The sequence below is a fragment of the Arsukibacterium sp. UBA3155 genome, from assembly GCA_002364615.1.
Taxonomy (GTDB): domain Bacteria; phylum Pseudomonadota; class Gammaproteobacteria; order Enterobacterales; family Alteromonadaceae; genus Alishewanella.
Map to the genome: position 1 here is coordinate 1 of DEYP01000019.1, position 26,724 is coordinate 26,724.

A 26,724-nucleotide genomic window follows, 5' to 3' on the forward strand; every position below is an offset into this window, starting at 1 on the left:
GAAAGATTTTTGCAACCCGGCTTACCTCACCCGAAGCCTGCTTAACGCAGGACCCCGTGGCATGGCGCGCATTATAGGGCGTTTTTACAGAGCTGCAAGCTTAAAAGGCAATAAAATATGATTTTACTGTTCGTTCGGACAAAGTTTCAACGAACAGTGCTTTTTAGCAGCATTTACTGCACAATAACTTAGCAGTTAGGTCGATTTGGAGATAATAATGTCGATTAGATCGTATAGAGGTGTAATGCCAAAATTGGCAACTGGAGTTTATGTCGATGCATCCAGCGTATTGATAGGCGATATTGAACTGGCTACTGACGTCAGTATCTGGCCATTAGTAGCAGCGCGCGGTGATGTTAATTTAATCCGGATAGGGGCGCGTACCAATATACAGGATGGTTCGGTATTGCATTTGTCCAGACCAAGCAGTGGTAAACCCAATGGCTGTGCTTTGATAATTGGTGAGGATGTCACCGTTGGCCATAAAGTGATGCTGCATGGTTGTACCCTGGGTAACCGTATTCTGGTTGGCATGGGAGCTATCGTGATGGATGATGCCATCGTAGAAGATGATGTGATTATCGGAGCTGGTAGCCTGGTGCCACCTGGCAAGCGTTTACAAAGCGGCTTTTTATATGTCGGCAGCCCGGTTAAACAGGCCAGGCCGTTAAACGAGGCTGAGAAAGCATTTTTACCGGAGTCTGCCGCGAATTACGTCACCCTGAAGAATGAGTATCTGGCAGAAGGCAGCAGTTAAAGCCAGATTTCGCCCGCATTGTTAAAAGCGTCGTCAGCAATAGCCTGCTCGGCGCAATCTTCCCAGTTAAATATTTCTGCTTTTATCTTAGTGACAAAAACAGTAGCCTCTGTATTCGGCGGACAGGCGATAAAGCAATTTACTTTAAGCCCTGCTACCAGACAGCTAAAACCAACTGCTTGGCGAAGTTCGTCATAGTACACATCATTATTAAAAATAATTTGTTGGTTCATTCTGTCAGCTGAAGTCTTAACGCAGTCATGACTGTTGCTATATCGGGAGTGACGCCGCGCCAGATAGTAAAAGCGGCTGCCGCCTGAGACAATAACATACCCAAGCCATCGGCCTGCCGGGCTACGCCTTGTTGCTTAGCCCACGACATAAAGGTTGTGGGCTGGGCGCCATACACCATGTCATAAGCCAACTGACAATGTTTTAGGTGTTGCGCACTGATATCAGGCCTGCCCCCGGTTAAACCAGATGACGTAGCATTTATAATAAGCAGATACGCTTGCTGCGGAATATCGGTTAAACCGCAGGCGAGCACCCGGCGATCAAAGTTAGCCGCTATGGCCTGTGCTTTATCGATAGAACGATTGGCTAATACGATTTGGCTAACGCCAGCTTCAAGCAGCGGCCCAATTACGCCTCGACTCGCTCCGCCAGCACCAAGCAGCAACACCTCACAGCCAGCCAGGTTTACACCTAACCGAATTAAATCTGCTACCAGTCCAACACCGTCAGTGTTATCTCCACATACCTTACCGGTGCTGTCTATATATAGCGTATTTACCGCTCCTGCTAATTGTGCCCGCGCCGACAACGTTTCAGCCAGCTGATATGCCTGCTCTTTAAATGGCATAGTAACATTTGCACCCTTGCCACCACTGGCGACAAAGTTGTGCCAACAGTCGGCAAAGCCATCGACCGGTGCTAGAATGGCGTCATATTGCATTTGCTGCGCACATTGCACGGCGAACTGGCTATGAATAAAAGGTGACTTAGACTGGCCTATCGGATTACCAAATACAGCATAACGGTCCACAACATATGTCCATCAAGAAGTTAATACAGATGATTTTTAATAAAAACCCCGCAAATAGCAAGCCTTACCCCACGCCAGAGCAAACCCCATACCAGTTAATGGGTGGCGAGCCAAAAGTAAAGGCGCTGGCTAACCGCTTTTACGATATTATGGAGACGGCGCCTGAAGCAGCTGATCTGTACGCCATCCATCCGCTACCCCTTGATAGTATCCGCCAGAAGTTTTTTGAATTTTTATCCGGCTGGCTTGGCGGCCCGGCGTTGTTTGAACAAAAGTACGGCCATCCACGGTTACGAGCCCGCCACCTGCCCTTTCAGGTAGATGAAAAGCTACGCAATCAATGGATGTTTTGTATGGAGCAGGCGCTGGACGACGTGGTGGAAAACAAGATGCTGCGCCAAGGCATCCATCAGTCAGTTAGCCAACTGGCAAGCCATATGATTAATTGTTGATGCCGAGCCAATCCTGAGGCTTTAAGTAGCGCTTATATAACAGCGCCTCAGCGCTTCCTGGCTCAGGTTGGTAACCGTACTGCCAGCGCACCAGTGGCGGCATCGACATTAAAATTGACTCAGTTCGGCCCCCGCTTTGCAAGCCAAACAACGTGCCTCTGTCATACACCAGATTAAATTCAACATAGCGACCACGGCGGTATAACTGGAACTGCCGTTCGTGATCGCCATAAGCGATGTTTTTGCGCCGCTCAACCAGCGGCAGATAAGCGGGTAAAAACGCCTCGCCCACCGCGCGCATCAGGCTAAAGCTTTGTTCGAATCCCAGCTCGTTTAAATCATCAAAAAATAAGCCACCCACACCGCGGGTTTCATTGCGGTGTTTTAAGTAAAAATACTCATCACACCATTTTTTATAATTTGGATAGTAGTCGTCACCAAAAGGCTCAACCGCTGACTTCGCAGTGTGGTGCCAGTGAACGACATCCTCTTCATAAGGATAATAAGGTGTTAAATCAAAACCGCCGCCAAACCACCAAACCGGTGCTTCGCCGTCTTTTTCGGCAATAAAAAACCGCACATTGGCATGGGTTGTCGGCAAGTGCGGGTTATGTGGATGCAATACTAAGGATACGCCGCAGGCATGAAAACTACGACCGGCTAACTCAGGTCGGTGGGCGGTTGCCGATGCCGGCATTTGCGCTCCAAATACGTGCGAGTAATTAACACCAGCCTGCTCAAACACGGTGCCATTTGTCAGCACCCGACTGCGGCCGCCACCCCCCTCCGGTCGTTGCCAGGCATCCTCGATAAACTGGCCTTTACCATCAGCCTGCTGCAAGGCCTGACAAACAGTATCTTGTAATGCCATTAAAAACTGTTGCACCTGATGCAGCTTTTCGCTGTTACTCCCCGCCATATTAACCCCTTACGATCTGTCCGCTTATTGCATCCCGGATTTGACTGGCCTGAGCTGCGCCACCCAGCTCACCTTCTACTATGCCGGCTACTTTTAAGCCCATAGTCGTTAGTAAATGCTGATAATCAGTAATAGACGGCTCACCGGCCAGATTGGCACTGGTCGACACCAGCGGTTTACCATAGGCCTGACACAACTGTTGTACTACCGGATGCGCACTTACCCTTACCGCAATAGTGTCAAACTTGCCGGTAATCCACTTAGGCGCAGTTTTACTGGCGGGTAACACCCAACTGATATGGCCGGGCCAGCTGGAAAATATCTGATAACGCTTTTCCAGTGGAATAGCCTTATCGTCAACGTAAGGCAATAGTTGAGAATAGGTGGCGGCGATCAGAATCAGGCCCTTTTCTACTGGCCTTTGCTTAATCGTCAGAATGTTTAGCACCGCAGCCTCGTTATCCGGATCACAGCCAAGGCCAAAAACTGCCTCGGTGGGATAGCTGATAACCTCGCCCTGCTTTAACAACTCAACCGCTGTGGCTATGTTGCACCCTTTCATCAATTTACCTCTGTATACAGTAAGAATTTTAATCAGACTCAGTTGCCGCTATAATAGCGCCTTAGTCATTTCAGTTCATTAAGTTCAGAAGGAAAGCGGCATGCAAGTGGGTATTATAATGGGTTCGACCTCAGACTGGCCGACCATGAAGCTGGCAGCAGATATGCTCGATTCTTTTGGCATAAGCTATGAAACCCGGGTGGTATCTGCGCATCGTACCCCACAATTACTGGCAGACTATGCCAGCAGTGCTGCCAGCCGCGGTTTAAAAGTTATTATAGCGGGCGCCGGTGGTGCGGCGCATTTGCCTGGTATGGCCGCCGCCTTTACCAGCTTACCGGTGCTAGGGGTACCGGTGCAGTCTAAAGCCCTGAAAGGCTTAGATTCTTTGTTATCTATCGTGCAAATGCCCAAAGGTGTGGCAGTGGGCACTCTGGCCATCGGCGAGGCCGGTGCAGCCAATGCTGGCCTACTGGCCGCTCAAATATTGGCAACTAGCAACCCGGAACTGTTGAGCAAAATCGACGCTTTTCGCCAGGCACAAACCGATACCGTGCTTAGCCAGCCAGACCCGTCTCAGGTGGCCATATGAAGGTATTAGTATTAGGTGCTGGCCAACTGGCCCGTATGATGTCCCTCGCTGGCGCCCCCCTTAATATCAGCATTAGCGCCTATGACGTTAATACCGATGCCATTGTCCATCCGTTAACCCAGCATAAACTGGGCACCGGCCTGGCAAATGCTATTGCTGACGCTGACGTTATTACCGCTGAGTTTGAACATATTCCTGTAGCCATATTGGAACAATGCCAGCAAAGTGGCAAATTCTTACCTGGCAGCGACGCTATTCAGGCCGGAGGAGATCGCAGGCTGGAAAAAGCACTGCTTGCCCGTTGCAGTGTGGCCAGTGCCGGTTACAAGGTGATTAACAACGAAGCAGACTTTAAACAAGCTATTACCAGCCTTGGTTTACCACTTATTTTTAAAAGTGCGCTGGAAGGTTATGACGGCAAGGGACAGTGGCGCTTAAAAGACCCGGCGCAGGCTGATATGCTCTGGCAGCAAATGGCAGATTTTCTGGCTACCGATGCAAAACAAGCTATTGTTGCCGAACAGTTTATTGGTTTTAACCGTGAGCTTTCGCTGGTTGCGGCAAGAGCAAGCAACGGTGAAGTAAAAGCATACCCGCTGACTGAAAATCATCATGTTAATGGTGTACTTAGCGTATCACTGGCGCGGCCGGTTAGTAGCACACTGCAGGCTCAGGCAGAGCAGATGTTTAGCGCTATTGCCGAAGAACTTAACTATGTCGGCGTGTTGGCAATAGAGTTCTTTGACGTTGATGGCACACTAATGGTAAATGAAATTGCGCCCAGGGTACATAACTCAGGGCACTGGACCCAACAAGGCGCTGACGTATGTCAGTTTGAGCAACATTTACGCGCCGTGACCGGATTACCACTTGGTAACACGGCGTTGCTGCGCCCTACCCTGATGATTAATATTCTGGGTGAAGACACTACCCCAGCCGCTATACTCGGTTTAGCCGGGTTACACCTGCATTGGTACGGTAAAACTAAAAGGCCGGGCAGAAAAATGGGCCATATCAACTTGTCAGCCGACTCTCTGGCTGAGCTTAAAGCTCATTTTGCGAAACTTATTGATTTGTTACCAGCAACGGCGTTTCCAGAACTGGAGCAAATGCTGAACCAAATTGCCGATTAAGCTGTTAGCCAGCCTTACTGGCTGGCTGCTTTTTCTCACAACCTTTTTTAGCACAATAAAGTTCTGACTTTTTCTGCAGCAACAATGGATAGTGACAGTAGTGACATGGGCCTGGCTGTGGTTTGTCATTTAACAGAAAACGGCAATCCGGATAGCGATTGCAGCCATAAAAATGTTTACCAAATTTATTGATCCGTTCAGCTAACTGACCCTTTTTACACTTAGGGCAGTCAATTTCTATACTGTCTTTGCTTTCTTCGTGCTGATCGACCACAAAATCACATTCAGGATAAGCGGTACAGCCAATAAACATACCATAACGACCATTCTTTACAGCAAGTATTGCACCACACTGCGGGCACGCTTCAGTGGGCAGCACTTTAACAATGGCGTGATCGTGCTGCTGCAACGGTTTAATATAATGACAATCCGGATAAGCACTGCAGCCCAGAAAGGGGCCATTTTTTGACGATTTTATCTGTAGCGTGTTCTGGCAAAGTGGACAAAGCTGCTGCTGGTGCGGCAGCTTAAATAACGGAGTGTCATCAGTCATAATATTAAAAGCTGCTTAATGCAGGGGCCCATCGGGTTCATCAAAAATTAAATCTTCCATTTGAGCGTAAGCGGTTTCGCGCCCCGGCACATTAAACAGCACCATCAGCACTACCCATTTTAAGTCTTCCAGACTGAGCGCAGTGCTGTCGAGATCCATCGCCCGGTCGATAACCATCTCACGGGTGTTCGCATCCAGAACGTTAATTTGTTCCAGAAATAACAGAAATCCCTGATCGGTCACGTCCAGTTTACGTTGCTCTTCGAGAGTATAGATGCGAACGGCGGTAGAATTACCTTTGGTTAAATAGGGCTTAACATGGCTTTCCTGCAACGCAGATAAGCTGTCCAGCCATTTTAAGGCTTTAAAAATATCGTCATCATGAAAGCCTGCACGGCTGAGCTCTTTTGTCAGGTCCGCGTGGTTCACATAAATATCAGATTCATTATGGATATAGTTTTCAAACAGATAAACGAGGATATCAAACATAATCAGGCACTCCTCACTCTAATGTAACCACCGGGTACTGCTGCTACCTCACCCGCTATTTCAAGCTGTAGCAAGGTTATGGATACGTCTGTCACTGACATGTTGGACCGCTTTGCAATAATATCTATTGCAGTAGCGTCATCTCCTACGTTAGCCAACAACTGCTGCGCAAACAAGTCCGGCGCAGACTTTTTTTCATCTGAAGCTAAAGTACTTAAGCCATTCTGGGCAAAAAACTGCCACTCTTCCAGGATATCGGCCACACCGGTAACAAGTTTAGCCCCTTGTTGAATTAACCAGTGACATCCCGCTGATTGCCGGCTGTAAACCGAACCCGGTACGGCAAAAACATCCCGACTGTATTCGGCCGCCAGATTGGCACTGATCAGTGAACCACTCTTCAGGGCCGCTTCAACCACTATGGTTGCTGAGCTCATTCCGACAACGATGCGATTACGCTGCGGAAAAAACTCAGCCCGGGGCTGGATATCGGGGAAGAACTCACTGACTAAAGCACCATTTTCAACTATCTGTTCGGCTAGTGCTTTATTGCTGGCCGGATAAATTTGCTGCAAGCCATGCCCCAACACGGCAATAGTAAAACCACCGCCCTGCAATGCCCCTTTATGGCTTTCACTATCGATGCCCCGAGCCATACCACTTGTGATCATGTATCCTTGCTGCACCAATTCAGCGGCAAAGTTCTGCGCAACCTTACGGCCGGTTGGCGTTGGCTGGCGGGTACCGACCATGGCCAGTTGCTGGCGCGGCAATAACTCAGCCTGGCCTTTCACAAACAGCAGCAGCGGCGGGTGTTTAATTTGTTTTAACAGTGGCGGATAACGGGGGTCATGGTAAGTGACTGCATGATGCGAAGCAGATTGCGCCAGCCATTCCAGCGCCAAATCGGCCCGGCGTTGACCGTGCACAGTAAGTAACTCGGCCTGACGGGCGGTCAGACCAATATTACGCAGGGTACTCATAGGTAAGCTGACCAGGTCGGCCAGTGAAATATGCTCGCTTAGACGTTGGAACTTCAGGCCATCCAGGCCATGCACAGAGGCTAAAGCGAGCCAGTTGCGAAGATCATCCACGGCAAACTGGCTCCATCAGATTAATTACAGGTTAGCGATGGTATCTCCAACCCGGATTGGACGGCGGGTGCTGGTAACAATGGCGAAACTCACCCGCTCTGCTACTTTGAACACCATTAACTCGCCTACTTTTTCCCTTGGCATACTAATGCTGTTTTCACCAAAGTTGCGGAACATTTTCTGTAGTTTATTGGCATCTTCCACATAAACAGGGCCGTTTTTGCCATCAATTACTGCCGGAGACTGGCGGTATATTCCCAGCATCTGGCCTGCTTGCATATCATTGATCAAGCCTCGGTTCAGCACCACGATATCCATTTTGGAGAACTCGCGCAGTTGCGAAGTCGTATCAATAATGGTCCCGTCAACCTCGAAATCAGGTTTGCTAATCAGGAAAAAGGCCGGCAGCGATTGCCCCTCAAGCGCCGGCATTACCCGATCACCCTGTTTTATTTCACGCTTAACGCTCAGCACTTGCATAGAAGCAGCCTCAAGCGGGCTATCTTCTGTTGCTTCACGACCTGGACGGAACGCACGGGCGGTGGCTATTAAACTGGTTTCATAGCCCAGCACCGAGCCGGATTCAGGGTCAACATACGGCTTTCCTTTGCGGTAAACCCCATAGGAAGTGCCGGGCTGCAATATGCCCTTAACATAAACGGTATGGGTTTCTGCCGCCATTTTAGTGGCGGTGTTAGTGCCCAGAATATATGGCATTGCTTCTATCTGTTCTTCACTAAGCGCTTGCTCGTATGTCAGAAACGGCCGGATCATGCTCAGCGGTAATGTAGTGATAGCGCCGTCGCCTTTCATGGTTTTGCGGGTCTCGGGTGATAAACGTTTCACATTATCGTTTACCCCAAGACGCGGTCTGCCCATACTGTCATACGTCAGGGTGAGCGTGTCGCCCGGATAGATCAGATGCGGGTTATCAACCTGAGGGTTCATTTGCCATAATTGCGGCCACAACCAGGGTTCATTCAGGTACAATGCGGAAATATCCCACAGGGTGTCACCTTTTTTAACGACATAGGAAGCGGGAGCATCCTCACGGATTTGCAGCACATCTGCTTGCAGGCTGAAAGACAACCAACAAAACAGCGCGATGACAGATATTGCAATTTTTTTCAGCATGCCTGCTTCCTTGAACTGATTCTTGTTTTAATTATTGCACACTATGCTGTTATTACAGCGGATTAATGGCTAAAATTAAAACATACCACAACCATTGAAATAAAGCATAATTTTGTAGGTGTTATGGCAGTTTTAAAAGTTTTACATTTCCCGGACGATCGTTTGCGCACTGTTGCTAAACCTGTAGCCTCGGTTACGCCGGAAATTAAGCAGTTAGTCGGCGATATGCTGGATACCATGTACGATGAAAATGGCATTGGCCTGGCGGCCACGCAGGTAGATGTTCATTTACGGGTGGTTGTCATTGATTTATCGGAGCAGCGTGATGAACCTTTGGTGCTTATTAATCCGGAAATTATCCAACGTGATGGCAATACCAGTTATGAAGAAGGCTGCTTATCGGTACCGCAGAACTATGCCTCGGTAGAGCGGGCGGAAACAGTGACGGTAAAAGCACTTGACCGCAATGGCGATCCTTTTGAACTGGCGGCCGACGGTTTACTGGCCATTTGTCTGCAACATGAACTGGACCATTTGGTAGGCAAGCTGTTTATCGACTATCTGTCGCCATTAAAACGTGACCGCATTCGCAAAAAACTGGAAAAAGAAGCCAAAATGGCCCAGCGCCACGCGCTGTAACACAGGACAAAACGTGACTCAGCCTTTACGTATTATATTTGCCGGTACGCCCGATTTCGCCGCCCGCCATTTGCAGGCACTGATTAACAGTGATCATCAGGTTGTAGCAGTATACAGCCAACCTGATCGGCCAGCTGGACGGGGCCAGAAGTTGCAACCCAGTGCAGTTAAGCAACTGGCCTTGCAACATCAGCTACCGGTCTATCAGCCTAAGTCGTTAAAAAAAGCGGCAGCCCAGGCTGAACTTGCAGCATTAAATGCCGATGTGATGATTGTCGTCGCCTACGGACTTATTTTACCGTTAGCCGTACTGCAAAGTCCTGCGCTAGGTTGTATTAACGTTCATGGCTCTCTGTTACCACGCTGGCGCGGCGCAGCGCCAATTCAACGCGCTATCTGGGCTGGCGATCAACAAACCGGCATTACCATCATGCAAATGGATGAAGGGCTCGACACCGGTGCCATGTTAAGCAAAGTAACCTGTCCGATCACATCGACCGATACCAGTGCCAGCTTGTATAACACCTTAGCCGAGCTTGGGCCTGCGGCTTTGCTCGATGCATTGGCGCAATTACCCGCATTGCAGCAAAGCGCTGAGGCGCAAAATGACCAACAGGCCTGTTATGCCCAAAAGCTTCAAAAAGAAGAAGGTCTGCTCGATTTTAGCAAAAGCGCACAAGCACTTAGCCGGGAGATCCGGGCATTTAATCCCTGGCCAGCCAGCTATCTGCAACTGCCACAGGGTACGGTAAAAGTATGGCAGGCTGACTGGCTGGATACACCGTCTCAGGCGAAGGCAGGACAGGTTTTAACCGCGTCAAAAATAGGCATCGAAATAGCCTGCTCAGAAGGTGTGTTAGTACTTACTAAGTTGCAGCCGCCTGGCAAAAAGCCAATGGCAGTATCCGACTTCTTGAATGGCCGGGCTGACTGGTTTGAGGCTGGCAGCATTTTACAAGCCTCAACATTGTTAGCCACCACTACGTTGACGAACGCATGAGCCGGGATTGCCGGGCACTTGCAGCCCAGTGCTGTTATCAGGTGATAGACCAGGGCCGTTCGCTATCAGATGTGCTGCCCAAAGCGCAGCAGCAAATCACTAACCCGCTGGATAAAGCGTTATTGCAGGAAATATGTTTTGGTGTAATGCGTACATTGCCACAATTAGAGCAAGTTTGCGCACAGCTGATGCAAAAGCCTTTAGTGAAAAACTTCCGGGTATTGCAGTTTCTGATCTATGTCGGCATTTATCAGCTGCACTTTATGCGGGTGCCCGATCATGCGGCTATTAATGCGACGGTAGAAGCGGCCCGTGAATTAAGAGGCCAGTCCCTGACCAAATTAATTAATGGCGTACTGCGCAATGTGCAGCGCCAACCGCAATTATTTGATTTCAGTCAGGCGAGTGACGCGGTAAAGTTTAACCATCCTGGCTGGTTAATTAGCAGCTTACAACACGCCTACCCTGACGACTGGCAGCATATACTTGAGGCCAGTCAGCACAAAGCTCCCCTCTGGTTGCGCGTCAATATTCAGCAAATTAGTTCTGAGCAATTTTGTATTGCCCTGACTGAAGAAGATATTGGTTTCAGTCAGCCAATTGCAGCGTTACCCAGCGCAATATTGCTGGATACCGCTTGTGATGTAACGGAATTACCCGGTTATCATCAGGGCTGGTTCTCTGTGCAGGATGCGGCGGCTCAGTATGCTGCAGGCATAGTGGCCCCGGCAGATGGCGAGCGTATTCTCGATGCCTGTTGTGCGCCCGGCGGTAAAACCTGCCATCTGTTGGAACTTGCTCCTAACGCCAGGCTTACCGCTTTAGACAAAGATCCTGCCCGCTTAGTGCGGGTTAAGGAAAACTTGCAAAGGCTGGGGTTAACGGCAACGGTATTGGCAGCTGATGCGGCAAATCCGGCCAGCTGGTGGGATGGCGAGTTATTCGACAAAATTTTACTGGACGTCCCCTGCTCCGCAACCGGGGTTATTCGTCGCCATCCCGATATCCGCTGGCTACGGAAAAAAAGCGACATTGCCCCCCTGGCAGAACTGCAACAACATATTTTACAACAATGCTGGCCTTTACTGGCACCCGGCGGCATGTTGCTCTACGCTACCTGCAGTATATTACCGGTAGAAAACCAGCAGCAGATCAGCCAGTTCCTTACTGCTAATAAGGATGCCCGTTTACAGCCTGTTACCCTTGAAGCTGACCTGCTTGAAACTGACGTTAACGCTCAGCCTGGCTGGCAATTATTACCCGGCCAGCTAAACCGCGATGGCTTTTATTATGCGCTGCTGCAAAAGGCGCCACAGGATAACCACGCAGCATGAAAATTATTATTTTAGGGTCTGGCCAGGTAGGCGCCACCTTAGCTGAAAACCTGGTGGGTGAGCAAAACGACATCACTCTGGTTGATACCAACCTAGATAAACTTCGCGCCCTGCAAGACAGATTCGATCTGCAGGTGGTACATGGCCATGGCTCGCATCCCGACATTCTGAAAAAAGCCGGCGCTGAAGATGCTGACATGATTGTAGCGGTAACCAACAGTGATGAAGTTAATATTGTTGCCTGTCAGGTTGCTTACAGTATTTTTAATACCCCGTTGAAAATAGCCCGTATTCGTACTAATCAATATTTAAAATATCGCGATGAGCTGTTTCACAAAGACGACATGCCGGTAGACCACTTTATTGCACCAGAGGCACTGGTAACTAATTATATCCGGCGCTTAATTGATTACCCTGGCGCCTTACAGGTCGTTGAGTTTGCGGAAGGCAAAGTCAGTCTGGTGGCCGTTAAAGCCTATTATGGCGGCCTGCTGGTGGGCCATGCGCTATCTGCGTTAAAAGAACATATGCCGAATATTGAAACCCGGGTGGCCGCCATTTACCGCCGGGGCAACGCAATTAAGCCATTAGGCACCACCATCATTGAGGCCGATGACGAAGTGTTTTTCGTTGCTGCCACTAAACATATCCGGGCGGTGATGAGCGAGCTGCAAAAACTGGAACGTAGTTATCGCCGGATCATGATTGCAGGGGGTGGCAACGTCGGTTTTGGTCTGGCCAGGGCACTGGAAAAAACCCACAGCGTAAAGCTGATTGAACGCAGTAAAGAGCGCGCAGAGTTTCTGGCCTCCAGTCTCGACTCCACTCTGGTGTATGTAGGCGATATTTCTGATCCGGAATTACTGGAAGAAGAAAGCGTTGAACAAATTGATGTGTTTATCGCTGTTACCAATGACGATGAAGCCAATATTATGTCAGCCATGCTGGCAAAAAGAATGGGCGCCCAGAAAACCATGGTGCTGATCAAACGCGGTGCCTACGTTGATTTGCTACAAGGTGGCGAGATTGATATTGCCATATCGCCACAGCAAGCCACTATTTCGGCATTACTGACTCATATCCGCCGCGGCGACATTGTAAACGTTTACTCATTGCGCCGTGGTGCAGCAGAAGCAATTGAAGCCGTGGTAAGGGGCGATAGTAGTACCAGCAAAGTAGCGGGTAAAACCATTGGCAACTTAAAATTGCCGCCGGGTACCACTATCGGCGCCATTGTCCGCGGTGATGAGGTGTTAATTGCGCACGATACAACGGTTATTGAAACCGACGATCACGTTATTCTGTTTATGGTAAACAAAAAGCATATTGTCGAAGTAGAAAAGCTGTTTCAGGTCAGCGCAATTTTTATCTGATATTTTTTTATCTGATATTAGATAGGCCAATTAAGCAGTAAAAACTCCCCTGCTTAATTGGCCACTAAATAACAGCTTAATCGCGCCAGAATGCCGGCGTAAACAGCACCAGCAAGGTGAAAATTTCCAAGCGGCCAAACACCATCGCGACCACCAGTATCCACTTACTGGCATCGGGAATACCACCAAAATTCGCCGCCACTTCACCCAGACCAGGGCCAAGGTTGTTCAGGCAGGCGGCTGTCGCCGTAAACGCGCTGATGTTATCCATACCAGTTAATATCAGCGACAACATGATGACCACAAAGACCACAGCATACGCTGCAAAAAAGCCCCACACCGCCTCAACAATCCGATCTTCTACCGGGCGGCGACCCAGTTTAATGGCATAAACCGCCCTGGGGTGTACCAGCCGATTCAGTTCACGTCGCCCTTGTAAAAACAGCAACAGCACCCGAACCACTTTCATACCGCCGCCGGTAGAGCCGGCACAGCCACCAATAAAACTGGAGAAAATTAATAAAATAGGTAAAAACAACGGCCAGGTAGAGAACCCATCCGTGGTAAAGCCGGCCGTGGTAGAGATTGACACTGCCTGAAACGCGGCGTGGTTAAGGGCTTCGCCACCACTGGCGTACACGTTGGTATTTAATAACACCAGAAAGCATATCAGCACCAGGCTGGCCTGAATGCCTAAAAATACTTTAAATTCTGGATCCCGAAAATAGGTTGAGACACTTTTACCGCGAATTGCCGCAAAATGCAGCGGGAAATTAACCGCACTAATCAGCAAAAACACCACGCAGATTATATTAATAGTGGCGCTGTTAAAGTACCCCATACTGGCGTCATACGTTGAAAAACCGCCAATAGCTACCGTCGAAAAGGCATGACAAATGGCGTCAAACACTGACATGCCTGCCAGATGAAAGGCCAGCGCGCAGGCAATGGTGATTGCCAGATAGATGTACCACAAATGCTTGGCGGTATCGGCAATACGTGGCGTCATTTTATTATCTTTTACCGGGCCAGGCGTTTCTGCGCGGTACAACTGCATGCCCCCCACCCCTAACAAAGGTAAAATGGCCACAGCTAACACAATTATTCCCATGCCACCAAGCCATTGCAGCTGCTGGCGATAATATAATATCGCTTTAGGTAAGGTCTCTATTCCGGTCAGTACCGTAGCACCGGTCGTGGTCAGGCCCGAAAATGCTTCAAAAAAAGCATCGGCAAAACCTAGCTCAGGGTTGCTGGCAAACAATAAAGGAATAGCACCTACCGCGCCCAGTACGGTCCAGAATAACACCACGATTAAAAAGCCGTCTCTGACTTTTAGCTCGGATCGTTTGCCCCGATTGGGATACCAAATGGCGAACCCCATAGCCAGACACAGAAAAAACGATAAAATAAAAGGTACACCAGCGCCGTCTTTATAGAAGTATGCGACCAGTGCCGGTGGGATCATGGTGATGCTGAAAATAGCGATCAGCAGCCCCAAGATCCGAATAATAGAGCGATATTGCATAGCGTCCCTTAACGCCTTGTCAGGCGAGCTGCAAATCCCGGGTCATATTTTCATTCCGATCACGATGGACAATAATATCATCCTCCATCCGGATGCCACCGAACTGGCGGAATGCGGCAATTTTATCCCAGTTAACGCTCGAAGCCGCATCTGTTTGCTTTAAATCTGCAAGCAGGCTGTCAATAAAGTACAAGCCCGGTTCAATGGTAAACACCATATCGGGCTCAATCAGCCGGGTGCAGCGTAAAAACGGATGGCTATCTGGCGGCGCAATGTGGGTGCCGCGCTCGTCCAGCATAAAGCCGCCGACATCATGCACCTGTAACCCTAAGTGATGGCCCAGGCCATGCGGGAAGAAAGTGCGGCTGATTTCACGCTCTACTATTGCCGCAGGGTCAAGCCGGACAAAATCGAAATCATGCAAAATTTGGGCAATACCCTGATGGCATTGTAAGTGTAAGTCTGTGTAGTTAATCCCGGGTTTTAAACCATCGACCAGAATTAGCTCCAGTTGATTGACTGCCGTAATCAATTCGCCGAACTCATCATTCTGTTTAAAACTGTATGTGCGGGTAATGTCTGCAGCGTAGCCATTAAACTCGGCGCCAGCATCAATTAAAAACGAGTGATGCGCTGCCGGTTTTTTCCGCTCTAACGCGGTGTAATGTAAAATAGCCGCGTTCTGATTTAAACCAACAATATTGCCATAAGGCACTTCATTTTCGGTCTGACCTACTGCGGCCAGATACGCCATTTGAATATCAAACTCACTGCCACCGGCATAAAATGCCGCTTTTGCCGCTCGATGCCCTGCTACCGCCAGTTGATTAGCCTGGCGCAGACATGCCAGTTCATAACCGGTTTTGTAGGCCCGGTAAAAGTGCAAATAACTGAGTACCGGCTCTGGATTAATTTCAGTAAAACCCAGTGCCCGGGCAACTTCCAGATATTCACCAATATAGGCCAGCCGCGCTTTATCGTAAGGCAGCAATGTTTCTACTTTATTGGCTTTATCCAATAGCTGAATATCAAAATGCTCTGCCCAAAAATCGGCAGGCTCATCGGGTACTTTGTGCCAGAAGTCTTTTGGCCGGTAAAAAATCAGTTTAGGTTTATTTACGCCATCCACTAATAACCAGCAGTGCGGATTATCGATTACCGGTAACCAGGCTTTAAAATGCGGGTTCGCTTTAAAAGGGTAATCCATATCATCCAGAAACTTGCGCTTGGCCTGGCCGGAATGAATGACTAATCCGTCCAAATTTTCGCGAGCCAGCACCTGAGATGTGCGCTGCTGAAGTTCGGCAATATGTGCCTGATATAACGCCTGATAACCTGAGTTCATATCGACCTTTTATTGTTGATTATGCTGATAAACGCAATAATAGCACTATTCCACTACCACCCCAATCTTCATAGCCACCAGCGGTTTAAAAACGTCCTGCGGCACATTCATCCGAAGATTATATATCTGATAGTAGGCCATTACTGCTTTTACGTATTCGCGGGTTTCCCGGTAAGGAATCGTCTCTACCCAGACGTCTGCCGGCAAGGCATAATCCTGCGGGATCCACTGCCTTACGCGGCTATAGCCAGCGTTGTAAGAAGCCGTTGCCTTTAACAGGTTGCCATCATTGCGCTGTTTTAAATAATTAAGATAATCGGTACCATAATCAATATTGGTTACCGGGTTATAAAGCTGGCGAATTTGCACCTGTTTCTTGGCAATTTCATTGGCGGTACCCGGCATAATCTGCATCAGGCCGCGGGCCCCAGCCGGTGAGTATGCATCGGCCATAAACGAGCTTTCGCGTCTGGCTATCGCCATGCTCCAGCCAGAATCAATTTTAAATTTATCGGCAGACAGCTGCATTTCCTGCTGATAGGCCAACGGAAAACGCAGTTCCACGTCATCCCAATAGCCGACATCAGCCAGCGAAAAGATCGCTCGCTCATGCCATTGCAGCTGGCTGGCCAGCTTGGCTGAGGTCAGTTTCTGCTGTTCGTTGGAGGTATCCTGCAAATGATTCCATTCTCTGCGGGCTTCGGTTAATCGGCCCAGCGCCAGAAATTGCTGGGCACGCTGCACCGCCGGATGCTGTAGCAGCTGCGCGATCTCTTCGTCACTCACTTTGACCGGGTTATGCGCCAGGCTCGGCGGTAAACCAACTCTGGCCGCCGCCATAAAACCGTAATAGTGGCGCTGGCCGGCTAACGCGGTAAATTCGGCATTGGCCAGTTCGGTGTTGCCTTGTTCTTCCAATGCTCTGGCTCGCCAATACCGCCAGTTAATATCACCTTGTAATTCTGTCGGCAACTGCTCCACAACTTGCTGTACTTTGGGCCAGTCCAGTTCGCGCAAGGCATGGGCAACCTGCCACTGGGCGAGATTCGCGTCAAATAATTCAGCTGGTAAGGTGGTCAGCCAGTTGTCGGCCCGGCTGTCACCTTTACTGGCCAGAGCAATGGCGAACTGGCGCTGCACATCTAAGCGTTGCGCCTTAGTAAAATAAGGGTCATTGACATGGCGTTGCCAGGTCGCCAGTGCCTGATCAGGCGAGCGCCAGACCAGACGCTTTAAGCCATAGGCCAGTACATCACGCTCGATAATATGCTTACCGGGGAAAAACTTTGCCCGGGCAATCACAGCAGGGTTACGTCGGGCTTGCTGCCATAAATCCGCCAGATATTGCTCACTGGCCGGAAGCAAGGTTTTTAAGTAAGGAATAAGCTGAGACTGACCGCCCTCTGCCGCTTGCTGCATGCGGTGGTGTACGGTTTCACTTTGCAGTGGCTTACTGTTGCGCCAGGCTGTAAATAACGGGTCGCAGGCTTTTGGCTGCGATTTGCCCTCAGTCCACAGCTGCTCAGTCTGTTGCCAGATGTCGGACTCCGGCAATGCCTTGGTTTTTAATTGAAAACGCAAAGCCAGGCATTGCAGCTCGGCATCAGTCGAGCCTGGGAAATTAGCCAGAAACCGCTCGGCCTGGTCTTGCTCAGCCAAACGCAGTAACCAGGGCTTGCGCAGAGGCCAATCCATCGGCGTACCCTGATACTCGCTAAGAAATTCTTCTATGGCGTCATGGGCATTTAAAAAGTTCTGCAGCCGCTTCTGCTGCAGGTAGGGCTGTAGTGGATAATCGGCAAGCTCTGCATACCATGCTTCCGCTTGTTTGCGACTCACCTTGTCAATATTATGTTCCAGCGCGACAAAACGCTGTCGTTGCTGATGTAATTTGTCCTGTTCAGCCGTGTGGGCTGTAAATGCGCAGGAAAGCACCGCACTGGTGAAAGCGGTGACAGCGAATGCGAAACGAAAAGTTCTCACGTCTTACCTCTGAATTCAGCGAAAAATAGAAAAACAGCTATAGTTATTGGCACCGTCTGGCTTGGTTTGAAGGGCTTTTTCAAACGCCTGTTTAAATAACGGTTGAAATTTTTAGTAAAGCACGACACACTGAACCTGTTAACCTCATCGTACCAGTTGCGACAACCACCCCTTAACGCGACCAAGGAGCATATTTATGATTTACCAGAGTGACACTATCAGTGTTGAATATACTAAACCTGGTATTGCCCGGTTTACTTTTGCTGCTGCAGGCTCTGTTAATAAGTTTGACCAACAAACCCTGACTGATTGTAAGGCAGCTTTAGATAAGCTGCACGCTGACAGTAACCTGAAAGGTGTGATCTTTACCAGTAGCAAAGACACCTTTATTGTTGGCGCAGACATCACTGAATTCTTAAGTACTTTCCAGCGTCCGGAAGCAGAACTGGTACCGTGGATTAAGCAAGCCTCTGATATTTTCGATTTATGTGAAGACCTGCCCGTTCCGACCGTGGCGGCGATAAAAGGTTTCGCGTTAGGTGGTGGTTGTGAGTGGACGCTGGCCTGCGATTACCGGGTAGCGGACACCAGCACCCGCATTGGCTTGCCAGAAGTAAAACTGGGCTTAATGCCCGGTTTTGGTGGTACGGTTCGCCTGCCACGGATTATTGGTGCTGACAATGCTATGGAATGGATCACTACCGGTAAAGACCACAGCGCTGATCAGGCGCAAAAAGCCGGCTTAATTGATGCGGTAGTGGCGCCAGAAAAACTGGAAGCTGCAGCACTTAGCGTGCTGGAAGATGCCATTGCCGGCAGCCTGAACTGGCAGAAAAAGCGCACGGTTAAATTGCAGCCGTTAAAACTTAATAAAACCGAAGCCACCATGAGCTTCAGTACCGCTAAAGGCATGGTATTCGCCTCGGCAGGTAAACATTATCCGGCGCCGATGGCCGCAGTTCAAACTATTGAAGCGGCCGCCACCTTAGACCGTGCCGGTGCCATGGCGCTGGAAAACGCCGGCTTTGCTAAACTAGCCAAAACCGATGCGGCAACCGCGCAGGTTGGCCTGTTTTTAAATGACCAGCTAATAAAAAGCAAAGCTAAAAAAGCCGGTAAAGTGGCTACTAAAGCGGTTAAAAAAGCGGCTGTTTTAGGTGCTGGCATTATGGGCGGTGGTATTGCTTATCAATCCGCGTTAAAAGGCGTGCCGGTAGTCATGAAAGACATTGCCGATAAAGCGTTGGCACTGGGCATGGGTGAAGCGACTAAGTTATTAGGCAAGCAGGTAGAGCGCAAAAAGCTTGACGTTGCCGGTATGGCGAAAGTCATCGCCAGCATTACCCCAACCCTTAGTAACGAGCTGGTTAAAGACGTTGATATCGTGGTGGAAGCGGTTGTTGAAAACCCGAAAATTAAGGGCACTGTATTAAAAGAAGTGGAAGGCTTAATCAGCGATGACGCTATTTTAACCTCTAACACCTCAACCATTTCAATTAATGCCCTGGCGAAAAACTTAAGCCGGCCACAAAATTTCTGTGGTATGCACTTTTTTAACCCGGTCCACCGCATGCCGTTGGTTGAAGTGATTCGTGGCGAATACACCAGCGATGAAACGGTCGCTGCCGTGGTGGCCTATGCTGCCAGAATGGGAAAATCGCCTATTGTAGTGAACGACTGCCCGGGTTTCTTTGTTAACCGGGTACTGTTCCCGTATTTTGCTGGCTTTAGCAAGCTGGTGCTGGACGGCGCCGATTTTGCTCAGGTTGATAAAGTAATGGAGAAGCAGTTTGGCTGGCCAATGGGCCCGGCTTACTTGCTGGATGTGGTCGGTTTAGACACTGCCTTCCATTGTACTGACGTGATGGCCGATGGCTTCCCGAGCCGGATGGCAAAACTGGAGAATGACCCGGTTGCTGCCATGTATAAAAGCGAGCGTTACGGCCAGAAAAACGGCCTGGGTTTCTATGCCTACAGTAAAGATGCCAAGGGCAAGCCGAAAAAAGACATTGATCCGAAAAGTGTTGAAATACTGGCCGGGATTGCCAGCGACAAGCAAGATTTCAGCGCGGATGAAATTATTGCCCGGGTGATGGTGCCAATGATTAACGAGACCATTCGCTGTCTGGAGGAAGGCATAGTACAAACAGCTGCCGAAGCCGATATGGGCCTGGTGTTTGGTCTGGGTTTCCCACCGTTCCGTGGTGGTCCGCTACGTTACGTTGATACCATAGGCTTAAGCAACTTTGTCGCCCTGGCCGATAAATACGCCCACTTAGGCGAAATTTATCAGGTTACAGATAAAACCCGCGCTATGGCCGACAATGGCCAGCGTTTCTTCCCGGTTTAAGCGCAGGAGCAGAATAATGAAAAATGCAGTTATTGTAGATTGTATCCGTACCCCGATGGGACGCTCGAAAAATGGTATGTATCGTAATGTCCGCGCTGAGCAACTGTCAGCACATGTTATGGCGTCACTACTGGAGCGTAACCCGGCGTTAAACCCCAGTGATATCGATGACATTATTTGGGGCTGCGTGCAGCAAACCCTGGAGCAAGGCTTTAACGTGGCGCGTAACGCTTCACTGTTAGCCGGCATTCCGCACTCGGTGCCAGCCGTTACCGTTAACCGTTTATGCGGCTCGTCAATGCAGGCACTGCACGATGCGGTGCGATCAATTCAAACCGGCATGGGTGAGGTGTATTTAATTGGTGGCGTGGAGCATATGGGCCATGTGCCGATGACTCACGGTGTCGATTTTCACCCGGGCTTATCCACTTCCATTGCCAAAGCTGCCGGTATGATGGGTTTAACGGCTGAACTGCTGGGTAAAATGCACGGCATCAGCCGGGCACAGCAAGACGAATTTGGCGCCCGCTCGCACCGCTTAGCACAAGAGGCCAGCGAGCAAGGTCGCTTTAAAAATGAAATTATCCCAACTGAAGGCCACGATGCTGATGGCGTGTTAAAGCTGATGGACTACGACGAAGTTATTCGTCCGGAAACCACAGTAGAAGCACTGGGCCAACTGCGCCCGGTATTCGACCCGGCCAACGGCACAGTAACCGCAGGTACCTCATCAGCGTTATCAGACGGAGCCTCTGGCATGCTGGTTATGAGTGAAGAAAAAGCCAAAGCGCTGGGCTTACCTATCCGCGCTTACGTGCGTGGCATGGGTGTAGCAGGCTGCGACCCGTCCATTATGGGTTATGGCCCGGTACCGGCGTCGAAAAAGGCGCTGAAGATGGCTGGCCTAACCATTGATGATATCGATTACGCTGAGCTGAACGAAGCGTTCGCTGCCCAGGCACTGCCGGTAATGAAAGACTTAGGTCTGCTTGAAGTAAAAGATCAGAAAGTAAACCTGAACGGCGGCGCTATCGCCCTGGGCCACCCACTGGGTTGTTCAGGTTCACGCATTAGCACCACCCTGCTTAACGTAATGGAAGATAAAGGCGGTAAGTTTGGTCTGGCGACCATGTGTATTGGTTTAGGTCAGGGCATCGCTACGGTATTTGAAAGACCATAGTTTGAGCGGCCGTAAGCTGACAGCAACAGACTGGTAGCGACCAGCACAATCGCATAGAATAAGGGCCGTTTTTACGGCCCTTATTTTTTGTTTAATTGAACAGAAGGTTTCGTTAAACCAAGGCGATGGTTGGAACCCCACTTGCGCAGCCACAGAGTGTCTGAGTGAGGGCGCTAGCCCGAGGGAGTTGCTGTGGCGAGCACAGTGGGTGTTGTAACCTATAGCCGTTGCCTGGATAGTGCACATTGCGTAAGCCAGTAAACTAAGTTTTTGAATAAGATTATCGGAGTAACGATGGACCCGCATTTTAATAGCGCCACCCAAACACTGGACGCCCTGGGCCTGCGCTGCCCCGAGCCGGTAATGATGGTGCGGCTACAAATGCGTAAAATGCAGGTCGGCGACACTTTATTAATTATCGCCGACGACCCGGCCACCACCCGCGATATCCCGGCATTCTGCCGTTTTATGGATCACGAGTTACTGGCCAGTGATACTACTGAGTTGCCGTATCGTTATCTGGTAAAGAAGATTAGCGCGTAAAGGCGATTAAAAAGCGACGTTACCACCTTGAGTCGTTTTCACAAGGTATACCATCCCTATCACCGTCCATTTTGGTATCCGGACAATTTCGTAAGAAGTACTCCGCTTCGGCGCGGGAGTTCATCTGGCTACAGTGCTGACGACCGTCGCAGCGAAAATTCTGTTTAGCAACAACGTCGCGGGCTTTTTGGATGGGTACAGTGTAGTCAGGTAGCACCCGTGGCGCTGGCTCAGCAATTGGCTTAGGCGTGCTTTGTTTTTGATAGTAATTCCAGGCACCGAAGGCAATCAGCGCTATTAGTAGCAGTTTTTTCAAAGGCGGCTTCCCTGTTATGAATCCATTGTCGCTCTCAGGTGATTTTCAGGTTCTAACTTAGTTTATAAAACAGGGAACGGCAATGACTATTTAAGTTGACCGGCTTAGACCAACGTTTAAAGCTGGGCATATGCTCTTACCTGACTCGCACATTTAATAATGGCAGATGGAATACTTTTGCAGTAAACGAAATAAGGCGCCCGCCTACACCTCTAATAAAACTGAATTACGCTTCAACGTGCTAATGGCTTTAATATGTAATGAGATAGCCGCAGTGATCACTTCTGAATTGCTTTATCTGGCGTAAGTTTTTCCTTCTTCTGTTCTTCTACCAAGCGCGGCAAGTCGGAACGGCCTTTCATTTTTTTTAACTCTGCGAGAGAGACACGTGTTTTCCCATTTTCAGTTTTCATTATTTTTTCCTCACTAAATCAAATTCCGCTAGTTCTTCATCTGTTAGCTCATACAAGTCAGGGTCTGCTGCAATTTGTTTAGCGATGTCTTCATCTGTCGTTTCGTTGAATCTCTTAGCATTCGTTAAGCTACGTAGTTTACGGATTTGTGCTAACGATAAACGTGTAATGTTTTCACTCATTTTTGTAACCCCTGGGCAAATACTCTTGTTTCGTACTGTGTGATTTCAGCCTTTTTCGCACGCCGAGCGCTGATTATTCGGTTAACCATCTTACCTTGCTCATATACGCGTATAGTGTATACCACAAACAAGATCCCAAAAGGGCCACGACCTATTGTTTGGTACCTCACCTCGCCGTAATCATTTCGGGTATCAGTTCGTTGTTGTCGTAACGGGTCATCCCAAACTAAGGCAGCGTCCATGAAGTCGATACCTCTTTCAAACAAGGTCTTCTTACGTTTATCTTCGTTCCATTCAAATTCCATTTGAGTCTCATTATCCGGAAGTTAAAAACACCCATAAAATATACTTTAAAATAACAATTGACCAACCATTTTTAAAGATAGATTCACTGGTGTTTAAAAACTAATTTTACAATACAGTGGCGGCGCCGATTCCTTTTGCTATGGTTGTGATTACCTTATTTCTGATTTGGACACCGCACTATTATGACGTCGCAGTATTCCGCCCAAATTGATCAACTTCATAAAACTATTTATAACCCTGATATCAGTGAAGACGACGCTCGTCAGCATGTACTAAGGTGCTGCCTTGACGGTCTTAATATTCAGCAGGTTGGTTTGTGGCAATATACCGATGATGATTTACTGCGCTGTGAATTATTGCTGGATAAAAATGGTGGTTTCAGTCAGGAGGCCCTGCTGCTTGATCGCTGGAGTTTCCCGGGCTACTTTGCTGCGCTGGATAAAAGGCGGGTCATCAAGGCCAGCGATGCCATGCATGATCCGGCAACTAAAGATTTAACCGAATTATTTCTAAAACCACTTAATGTTAAATCATTACTCGACGTTCCCATTTATCAGGGGGATAAACTTACTGGCATTATTTGCTGCGAGCAAACAGTCACAATAAAACGCTGGACAGAGGAGGACGTCGCCTTCATTTTAGCGGTAGCTGATATTTACCGTTCACGCTTTAGTTAAGGCATTTTGCCGCGTTGCACTGGCGCTGCAGCTAAAGGCTTGGCACACTGACGCTTATCCGCTATCTCTTTTAATCTGAAAGGACTTGCCATGCGTCTGCTGTTTAGCACCCTATTGCTGGTTATCAGCACCTCCTGTTTGCCTGTGCTCGCCAATGAGACCGAACGCACCCCGTCGGCACCTGAGCGTAGTCAGGGAGATGGCCCTTATAAACGCTTAATTTTACGTGGCGGCACCCTGATTAGTGGTGAAGGCGCACCGGCGATTGGCCCGGTGGATATTGTGATTGAAAACGACCGTATCACTCAGGTAAACGTAGTCGGCTATCCCGATGTACCCGTGCTTACAGAAGGCCGGCTAAAAGCAGGCCCTGCTGATACCGAAATGGATATCAGCGGCATGTATATTTTGCCCGGCTTTGTTGACATGCATGGTCATATTGGTGGCTCAGCCGCTGGCATCCCCGCTGAGTACGTATTTAAGCTGTGGCTGGCGCACGGCATTACCACAGTGCGGGAGCCGGGTAGCTTTAATGGCCTGGCCTGGACCTTAAAACATGTAAAGGCTTCGGCTGAAAATAAAATTGTCGCGCCGCGGATAGTGCCTTATGTTGGTTTTGGTCAAGGCTTACCACAACCTGTATTTAACCCTGAGCAGGCTCGCAAGTGGGTACGCGATATTAAAAAGGCCGGTGGCGAGGGTATTAAATTTTTTGGTGCAACACCGGCCATAATGGCCGCTGCTTTGGATGAAGCAACCAAGCAGCAGTTAGGCACTATGATGCACCACGCCCAGTTGAATGTCGCCCGCACTAATGTACTGGACAGTGCCCGGCTGGGGTTAGGCTCGATGGAGCACTGGTATGGCTTACCTGAAGCGCTGTTTAGCGGCCAGACTATTCAAGACTACCCTGCTGATTACAATTACCAGAACGAACAGGATCGCTTTAGTGCCGCCGGTGAGCTGTGGCGTCAGGCAGCGAAGCCTGGCTCAGACAAATGGAATGCGGTAAGAGATGAGCTGATAGCACTCGATTTTACCATTAACCCCACCCTGACTATTTATGAAGCCAGCCGCGATGCTGCTGCCCAGCGTAATGCACAGTGGCACCAGCATTATACCCTGCCAACCCTGACTAAGTTTTTTACTCCCAGTCGCTACGCTCATGGCTCTTACTGGTTTGACTGGACCACCGACAATGAAATTACCTGGCGTGACAATTACCGGATCTGGATGCAGTTTTTAAATGACTATAAAAACCATGGCGGCCGTATTACGGTGGGATCTGATGCCGGCTACATTTATAAAATTTACGGTTTTGCTTTTATTCAGGAACTTGAGCTATTGCGCGAAGCCGGTTTTAACGCATTAGAAGTGGTGCAGGCAGCTACACTTAACGGCGCTATTGCCCTGGGGTTGGACGAGCAGATTGGTAGCGTGGTACCAGGTAAAAAAGCCGATTTGGTTATTGTTGCCGAAAACCCACTGGCTAATTTTAAAGTGTTATACGGTACCGGTCATTACCGGCTTAATGCTGATAATGAAGCGATTCGCACCAAAGGCGTTCGTTACACCATTAAAGACGGCATTGTGTATGACGCGCAGCAGCTGTTAAGTGATGTCAGGAACATGGTAGAGCAGGCAAAACAACAGGACGCTAACAAATAGTGCTACTTTTAGTTTGCTTCGCGTTGAAAAACCAGCCGCTTTAATTTAGCGTCTGGTTTCATCCTATTTTGTCAGTTGTGCTACCGCCAGCTCCAAGCGTTTTAATTCACGCAAAGTTGAACTACGGTTGGTTTCCATCCAGATCCATAGTTTAGTCGCAACCTGGGCCTGAAATACTAACAATAAAGACACGCCCCAGAATAATTGTTGCTCCGGCGCCACCGTGAAGAAATGATAGCCACAATAAAAAATCGCTACTGCCAATGCCGTTGCCAGTATGTAGGCAATTATCATAATTCCGCCAAGTCCGCCCTTAAAACCAGAGGCTAATACCTTCTCCAGTCCCTGCTCTTCGCGCATTAATTTATCCAGCTCTGCGGCCTGTTTGGCCAAATGTATCTTAATGTCGTGATCGGTTGTCATAGCCTGCTCCTTATTGGGTGGGGTAAAAACGCTAAACCAAAATACTATTGCAGTTTTTGTTGTAACTGCTGTCGTGCCCGATGCAATCGTGACTTAACGGTACCTAGCGGTATGTCGACTATCAAAGCTATCTGGCTAAGCTCTAACTCATGCAGATAATGCAGCTGCAATACCAGCCGCTCCTCTGCTGCCAGTAACGCCAGCGCTTTGCTTAGATCACCGCTATCGTAAGCTTGCTGCTGGCTGTTAGCTGGGCTAAGCTGGGCTGCTAAAGCCTCAATATCGATTGTCTGCTGTTTACAATTTTCTGCTTGCTTCTGATAATCCAGCACCTCCCAGCGCACCGCCCGGTACAACCAACTGGTGAATACCGCAGGGTCATTTAGGCGGGCTATTCGCTTGCCTACTTTCAACCAGACGTTCTGCACTACATCTTCAGCTAGCGCCGGGTCTGTCAGTAAATATGCAGCAAAGCGGCGTAAGTCCCGATGATAATGCCGATACAGCAAGCCAAAAGCTCGCTTATCGCCGTCTTGCATCGCCAGCACCAGTAAATCGAGTTGTGCCTGCTGCATTAGTGTCCTTAATATTGTTGTTGCTATTAAAAGACGACGCTAAGGGTTACCGGGTTCACGTATATTAATATTTATTTTTGCTTTAGTTTAACTGCTGGCGCTATTTATTCTTTTCCACAAACAAAAAAAGCCAGCGGTTAAGCCGGCTTTTTAAATATT

At 49.1% G+C, this 26,724-nt stretch carries 30 protein-coding genes; 13 read left to right on the forward strand and 17 right to left on the reverse strand.

Annotation, left to right across the window (positions count from 1 at the left end; genetic code table 11):
• Positions 1 to 217: 217 nt before the first annotated feature.
• Positions 218 to 757: a gamma carbonic anhydrase family protein gene (locus tag B2X65_RS08315; RefSeq protein ID WP_290611894.1), complete on the forward strand. Its 540-nt coding sequence runs from the start codon at positions 218 to 220 to the stop codon at positions 755 to 757.
• Here the strand turns inward: B2X65_RS08315 and B2X65_RS08320 are convergent.
• Both B2X65_RS08320 and aroE read right to left on the reverse strand, forming a co-directional pair.
• The gene (locus tag B2X65_RS08320; RefSeq protein WP_290611896.1) at positions 754 to 990 is read right to left on the reverse strand and encodes a DUF1488 family protein; all 237 of its coding nucleotides are present in this window, start codon (positions 988 to 990) and stop codon (positions 754 to 756) included. The two genes, B2X65_RS08315 and B2X65_RS08320, sit on opposite strands and share 4 nt — an antisense overlap.
• Positions 987 to 1,802 carry a shikimate dehydrogenase gene (gene aroE, locus B2X65_RS08325; protein WP_290611897.1) on the reverse strand — a complete coding sequence of 272 codons (816 nt, stop codon included), beginning with the start codon at positions 1,800 to 1,802 and terminating at the stop codon, positions 987 to 989. Before aroE ends, B2X65_RS08320 begins: the two co-directional genes overlap by 4 nt.
• Positions 1,803 to 1,831: 29 nt before the next feature.
• Here aroE and B2X65_RS08330 point away from each other — a divergent pair, with 29 nt between their 5' ends.
• Entirely contained in the window at positions 1,832 to 2,254 is a 423-nt protein-coding gene (locus tag B2X65_RS08330; RefSeq protein WP_290611898.1) for a group II truncated hemoglobin, read from the forward strand.
• Here B2X65_RS08330 and hemF read toward each other — a convergent pair.
• Positions 2,244 to 3,173 carry an oxygen-dependent coproporphyrinogen oxidase gene (gene hemF, locus B2X65_RS08335; RefSeq protein ID WP_290611900.1) on the reverse strand — a complete coding sequence of 310 codons (930 nt, stop codon included), beginning with the start codon at positions 3,171 to 3,173 and terminating at the stop codon, positions 2,244 to 2,246. The genes B2X65_RS08330 and hemF overlap by 11 nt on opposite strands.
• Position 3,174: 1 nt before the next feature.
• Complete coding sequence (locus tag B2X65_RS08340; RefSeq protein ID WP_290611901.1) at positions 3,175 to 3,735, reverse strand: L-threonylcarbamoyladenylate synthase; 561 nt, start codon at positions 3,733 to 3,735, stop codon at positions 3,175 to 3,177.
• 100 nt (positions 3,736 to 3,835) lie between these two features.
• On the opposite strand from B2X65_RS08340, the gene purE reads away from it, so the two are divergent.
• Together purE and B2X65_RS08350 are read left to right on the forward strand one after the other, a co-directional pair.
• Positions 3,836 to 4,327 carry a 5-(carboxyamino)imidazole ribonucleotide mutase gene (gene purE / locus B2X65_RS08345; RefSeq protein ID WP_290611903.1) on the forward strand — a complete coding sequence of 164 codons (492 nt, stop codon included), beginning with the start codon at positions 3,836 to 3,838 and terminating at the stop codon, positions 4,325 to 4,327.
• Positions 4,324 to 5,460 (forward strand): 5-(carboxyamino)imidazole ribonucleotide synthase, encoded by a 1,137-nt coding sequence (locus B2X65_RS08350; RefSeq protein WP_290611905.1) that lies wholly within the window; start codon positions 4,324 to 4,326, stop codon positions 5,458 to 5,460. The genes purE and B2X65_RS08350 overlap by 4 nt, the downstream gene beginning before the upstream one ends.
• 4 nt (positions 5,461 to 5,464) lie before the next feature.
• On the opposite strand, the gene B2X65_RS08355 is transcribed toward B2X65_RS08350, so the two are convergent.
• Genes B2X65_RS08355 through B2X65_RS08370 form a run of 4 tightly spaced genes read right to left on the reverse strand, consistent with a single transcriptional unit; the run spans position 5,465 to position 8,730 of the window.
• A complete protein-coding gene (locus B2X65_RS08355) occupies positions 5,465 to 6,013 on the reverse strand; it encodes a DNA topoisomerase family protein (RefSeq protein WP_290611907.1) in 549 nt (182 codons plus the stop codon).
• 15 nt (positions 6,014 to 6,028) lie between these two features.
• Positions 6,029 to 6,502 carry a DUF494 family protein gene (locus B2X65_RS08360; RefSeq protein ID WP_290611908.1) on the reverse strand — a complete coding sequence of 158 codons (474 nt, stop codon included), beginning with the start codon at positions 6,500 to 6,502 and terminating at the stop codon, positions 6,029 to 6,031.
• Positions 6,503 to 6,504: 2 nt separating this feature from the next.
• Complete coding sequence (dprA, locus tag B2X65_RS08365) at positions 6,505 to 7,596, reverse strand: DNA-processing protein DprA (RefSeq protein ID WP_290611910.1); 1,092 nt, start codon at positions 7,594 to 7,596, stop codon at positions 6,505 to 6,507.
• 24 nt (positions 7,597 to 7,620) lie between these two features.
• The gene (locus B2X65_RS08370) at positions 7,621 to 8,730 is read right to left on the reverse strand and encodes a LysM peptidoglycan-binding domain-containing protein (RefSeq protein WP_290611912.1); all 1,110 of its coding nucleotides are present in this window, start codon (positions 8,728 to 8,730) and stop codon (positions 7,621 to 7,623) included.
• A gap of 123 nt (positions 8,731 to 8,853) precedes the next feature.
• Here B2X65_RS08370 and def point away from each other — a divergent pair, with 123 nt between their 5' ends.
• Genes def through trkA form a run of 4 tightly spaced genes read left to right on the forward strand, consistent with a single transcriptional unit; the run spans position 8,854 to position 13,076 of the window.
• The gene (def, locus tag B2X65_RS08375; RefSeq protein ID WP_290611914.1) at positions 8,854 to 9,369 is read left to right on the forward strand and encodes a peptide deformylase; all 516 of its coding nucleotides are present in this window, start codon (positions 8,854 to 8,856) and stop codon (positions 9,367 to 9,369) included.
• A gap of 13 nt (positions 9,370 to 9,382) precedes the next feature.
• Positions 9,383 to 10,369, forward strand: a complete 987-nt coding sequence (fmt, locus tag B2X65_RS08380; RefSeq protein WP_290611916.1) for a methionyl-tRNA formyltransferase — start codon at positions 9,383 to 9,385, stop codon at positions 10,367 to 10,369.
• Entirely contained in the window at positions 10,366 to 11,703 is a 1,338-nt protein-coding gene (rsmB, locus tag B2X65_RS08385; RefSeq protein WP_290611918.1) for a 16S rRNA (cytosine(967)-C(5))-methyltransferase RsmB, read from the forward strand. Before fmt ends, rsmB begins: the two co-directional genes overlap by 4 nt.
• Complete coding sequence (gene trkA / locus B2X65_RS08390) at positions 11,700 to 13,076, forward strand: Trk system potassium transporter TrkA (protein WP_290611919.1); 1,377 nt, start codon at positions 11,700 to 11,702, stop codon at positions 13,074 to 13,076. Before rsmB ends, trkA begins: the two co-directional genes overlap by 4 nt.
• Positions 13,077 to 13,152: 76 nt before the next feature.
• Here trkA and B2X65_RS08395 read toward each other — a convergent pair whose 3' ends face one another.
• From B2X65_RS08395 to B2X65_RS08405, 3 genes are read right to left on the reverse strand one after another with little or no spacing between them, the layout of a single operon-like run.
• Positions 13,153 to 14,604, reverse strand: coding sequence for a TrkH family potassium uptake protein (locus tag B2X65_RS08395; RefSeq protein ID WP_290611921.1), 1,452 nt, complete (start codon positions 14,602 to 14,604; stop codon positions 13,153 to 13,155).
• Positions 14,605 to 14,623: 19 nt separating this feature from the next.
• On the reverse strand, positions 14,624 to 15,949 hold the full coding sequence (gene pepQ / locus B2X65_RS08400) for a Xaa-Pro dipeptidase (RefSeq protein ID WP_290611922.1): 1,326 nt from the start codon (positions 15,947 to 15,949) through the stop codon (positions 14,624 to 14,626).
• Positions 15,950 to 15,994: 45 nt separating this feature from the next.
• Positions 15,995 to 17,932 carry a transglycosylase SLT domain-containing protein gene (locus B2X65_RS08405; RefSeq protein WP_290611924.1) on the reverse strand — a complete coding sequence of 646 codons (1,938 nt, stop codon included), beginning with the start codon at positions 17,930 to 17,932 and terminating at the stop codon, positions 15,995 to 15,997.
• Between the two features lie 196 nt (positions 17,933 to 18,128).
• On the opposite strand from B2X65_RS08405, the gene fadB reads away from it, so the two are divergent.
• The 3 genes from fadB to tusA all read left to right on the forward strand — a co-directional run bounded on the left by fadB (position 18,129) and on the right by tusA (position 22,005).
• Entirely contained in the window at positions 18,129 to 20,282 is a 2,154-nt protein-coding gene (fadB, locus tag B2X65_RS08410) for a fatty acid oxidation complex subunit alpha FadB (RefSeq protein ID WP_290611925.1), read from the forward strand.
• 16 nt (positions 20,283 to 20,298) lie between these two features.
• Positions 20,299 to 21,462, forward strand: coding sequence for an acetyl-CoA C-acyltransferase FadA (gene fadA / locus B2X65_RS08415; protein WP_290611926.1), 1,164 nt, complete (start codon positions 20,299 to 20,301; stop codon positions 21,460 to 21,462).
• A gap of 294 nt (positions 21,463 to 21,756) precedes the next feature.
• Positions 21,757 to 22,005 carry a sulfurtransferase TusA gene (gene tusA, locus B2X65_RS08420; protein ID WP_290611927.1) on the forward strand — a complete coding sequence of 83 codons (249 nt, stop codon included), beginning with the start codon at positions 21,757 to 21,759 and terminating at the stop codon, positions 22,003 to 22,005.
• Between the two features lie 19 nt (positions 22,006 to 22,024).
• Here tusA and B2X65_RS08425 read toward each other — a convergent pair whose 3' ends face one another.
• From B2X65_RS08425 to B2X65_RS08440, 4 genes are all read right to left on the reverse strand, one after another.
• Complete coding sequence (locus B2X65_RS08425) at positions 22,025 to 22,321, reverse strand: excalibur calcium-binding domain-containing protein (protein WP_290611929.1); 297 nt, start codon at positions 22,319 to 22,321, stop codon at positions 22,025 to 22,027.
• Between the two features lie 278 nt (positions 22,322 to 22,599).
• A complete protein-coding gene (locus B2X65_RS08430; protein WP_290611930.1) occupies positions 22,600 to 22,734 on the reverse strand; it encodes a hypothetical protein in 135 nt (44 codons plus the stop codon).
• Positions 22,734 to 22,916, reverse strand: coding sequence for a hypothetical protein (locus B2X65_RS08435; protein WP_290611931.1), 183 nt, complete (start codon positions 22,914 to 22,916; stop codon positions 22,734 to 22,736). Before B2X65_RS08435 ends, B2X65_RS08430 begins: the two co-directional genes overlap by 1 nt.
• Positions 22,913 to 23,221 carry a BrnT family toxin gene (locus B2X65_RS08440; protein WP_290611932.1) on the reverse strand — a complete coding sequence of 103 codons (309 nt, stop codon included), beginning with the start codon at positions 23,219 to 23,221 and terminating at the stop codon, positions 22,913 to 22,915. The genes B2X65_RS08435 and B2X65_RS08440 overlap by 4 nt, the downstream gene beginning before the upstream one ends.
• Before the next feature lie 183 nt (positions 23,222 to 23,404).
• Here B2X65_RS08440 and B2X65_RS08445 point away from each other — a divergent pair, with 183 nt between their 5' ends.
• Entirely contained in the window at positions 23,405 to 23,899 is a 495-nt protein-coding gene (locus B2X65_RS08445) for a GAF domain-containing protein (protein WP_290611933.1), read from the forward strand.
• A 90-nt stretch (positions 23,900 to 23,989) separates the two neighbouring features.
• Positions 23,990 to 25,567, forward strand: a complete 1,578-nt coding sequence (locus B2X65_RS08450) for an amidohydrolase family protein (RefSeq protein ID WP_290611934.1) — start codon at positions 23,990 to 23,992, stop codon at positions 25,565 to 25,567.
• 63 nt (positions 25,568 to 25,630) lie between these two features.
• Here B2X65_RS08450 and B2X65_RS08455 read toward each other — a convergent pair whose 3' ends face one another.
• The gene (locus B2X65_RS08455; protein WP_290611936.1) at positions 25,631 to 25,990 is read right to left on the reverse strand and encodes a DUF6768 family protein; all 360 of its coding nucleotides are present in this window, start codon (positions 25,988 to 25,990) and stop codon (positions 25,631 to 25,633) included.
• Positions 25,991 to 26,034: 44 nt separating this feature from the next.
• Positions 26,035 to 26,565: an RNA polymerase sigma factor gene (locus tag B2X65_RS08460; protein WP_290611937.1), complete on the reverse strand. Its 531-nt coding sequence runs from the start codon at positions 26,563 to 26,565 to the stop codon at positions 26,035 to 26,037.
• Between the last annotated feature and the right edge of the window lie 159 nt (positions 26,566 to 26,724).

Bases quoted from the DNA above. Each gene is read 5' to 3' on its own strand.
- rsmB (WP_290611918.1), top strand. From the start codon at position 10,366: ATGAGCCGGGATTGCCGGGCACTTGCAGCCCAGTGCTGTTATCAGGTG.
- B2X65_RS08350 (WP_290611905.1), top strand. From the start codon at position 4,324: ATGAAGGTATTAGTATTAGGTGCTGGCCAACTGGCCCGTATGATGTCC.
- pepQ (WP_290611922.1), bottom strand. From the start codon at position 15,949: ATGAACTCAGGTTATCAGGCGTTATATCAGGCACATATTGCCGAACTT.
- trkA (WP_290611919.1), top strand. From the start codon at position 11,700: ATGAAAATTATTATTTTAGGGTCTGGCCAGGTAGGCGCCACCTTAGCT.
- hemF (WP_290611900.1), bottom strand. From the start codon at position 3,173: ATGGCGGGGAGTAACAGCGAAAAGCTGCATCAGGTGCAACAGTTTTTA.
- B2X65_RS08430 (WP_290611930.1), bottom strand. From the start codon at position 22,734: ATGAAAACTGAAAATGGGAAAACACGTGTCTCTCTCGCAGAGTTAAAA.
- B2X65_RS08455 (WP_290611936.1), bottom strand. From the start codon at position 25,990: ATGACAACCGATCACGACATTAAGATACATTTGGCCAAACAGGCCGCA.
- purE (WP_290611903.1), top strand. From the start codon at position 3,836: ATGCAAGTGGGTATTATAATGGGTTCGACCTCAGACTGGCCGACCATG.
- B2X65_RS08330 (WP_290611898.1), top strand. From the start codon at position 1,832: ATGATTTTTAATAAAAACCCCGCAAATAGCAAGCCTTACCCCACGCCA.
- B2X65_RS08320 (WP_290611896.1), bottom strand. From the start codon at position 990: ATGAACCAACAAATTATTTTTAATAATGATGTGTACTATGACGAACTT.
- fadB (WP_290611925.1), top strand. From the start codon at position 18,129: ATGATTTACCAGAGTGACACTATCAGTGTTGAATATACTAAACCTGGT.
- def (WP_290611914.1), top strand. From the start codon at position 8,854: ATGGCAGTTTTAAAAGTTTTACATTTCCCGGACGATCGTTTGCGCACT.
- B2X65_RS08450 (WP_290611934.1), top strand. From the start codon at position 23,990: ATGCGTCTGCTGTTTAGCACCCTATTGCTGGTTATCAGCACCTCCTGT.
- B2X65_RS08445 (WP_290611933.1), top strand. From the start codon at position 23,405: ATGACGTCGCAGTATTCCGCCCAAATTGATCAACTTCATAAAACTATT.
- B2X65_RS08435 (WP_290611931.1), bottom strand. From the start codon at position 22,916: ATGAGTGAAAACATTACACGTTTATCGTTAGCACAAATCCGTAAACTA.
- fadA (WP_290611926.1), top strand. From the start codon at position 20,299: ATGAAAAATGCAGTTATTGTAGATTGTATCCGTACCCCGATGGGACGC.
- B2X65_RS08370 (WP_290611912.1), bottom strand. From the start codon at position 8,730: ATGCTGAAAAAAATTGCAATATCTGTCATCGCGCTGTTTTGTTGGTTG.
- B2X65_RS08440 (WP_290611932.1), bottom strand. From the start codon at position 23,221: ATGGAATTTGAATGGAACGAAGATAAACGTAAGAAGACCTTGTTTGAA.
- B2X65_RS08460 (WP_290611937.1), bottom strand. From the start codon at position 26,565: ATGCAGCAGGCACAACTCGATTTACTGGTGCTGGCGATGCAAGACGGC.
- B2X65_RS08340 (WP_290611901.1), bottom strand. From the start codon at position 3,735: ATGAAAGGGTGCAACATAGCCACAGCGGTTGAGTTGTTAAAGCAGGGC.
- B2X65_RS08395 (WP_290611921.1), bottom strand. From the start codon at position 14,604: ATGCAATATCGCTCTATTATTCGGATCTTGGGGCTGCTGATCGCTATT.
- tusA (WP_290611927.1), top strand. From the start codon at position 21,757: ATGGACCCGCATTTTAATAGCGCCACCCAAACACTGGACGCCCTGGGC.
- B2X65_RS08355 (WP_290611907.1), bottom strand. From the start codon at position 6,013: ATGACTGATGACACTCCGTTATTTAAGCTGCCGCACCAGCAGCAGCTT.
- B2X65_RS08315 (WP_290611894.1), top strand. From the start codon at position 218: ATGTCGATTAGATCGTATAGAGGTGTAATGCCAAAATTGGCAACTGGA.
- B2X65_RS08360 (WP_290611908.1), bottom strand. From the start codon at position 6,502: ATGTTTGATATCCTCGTTTATCTGTTTGAAAACTATATCCATAATGAA.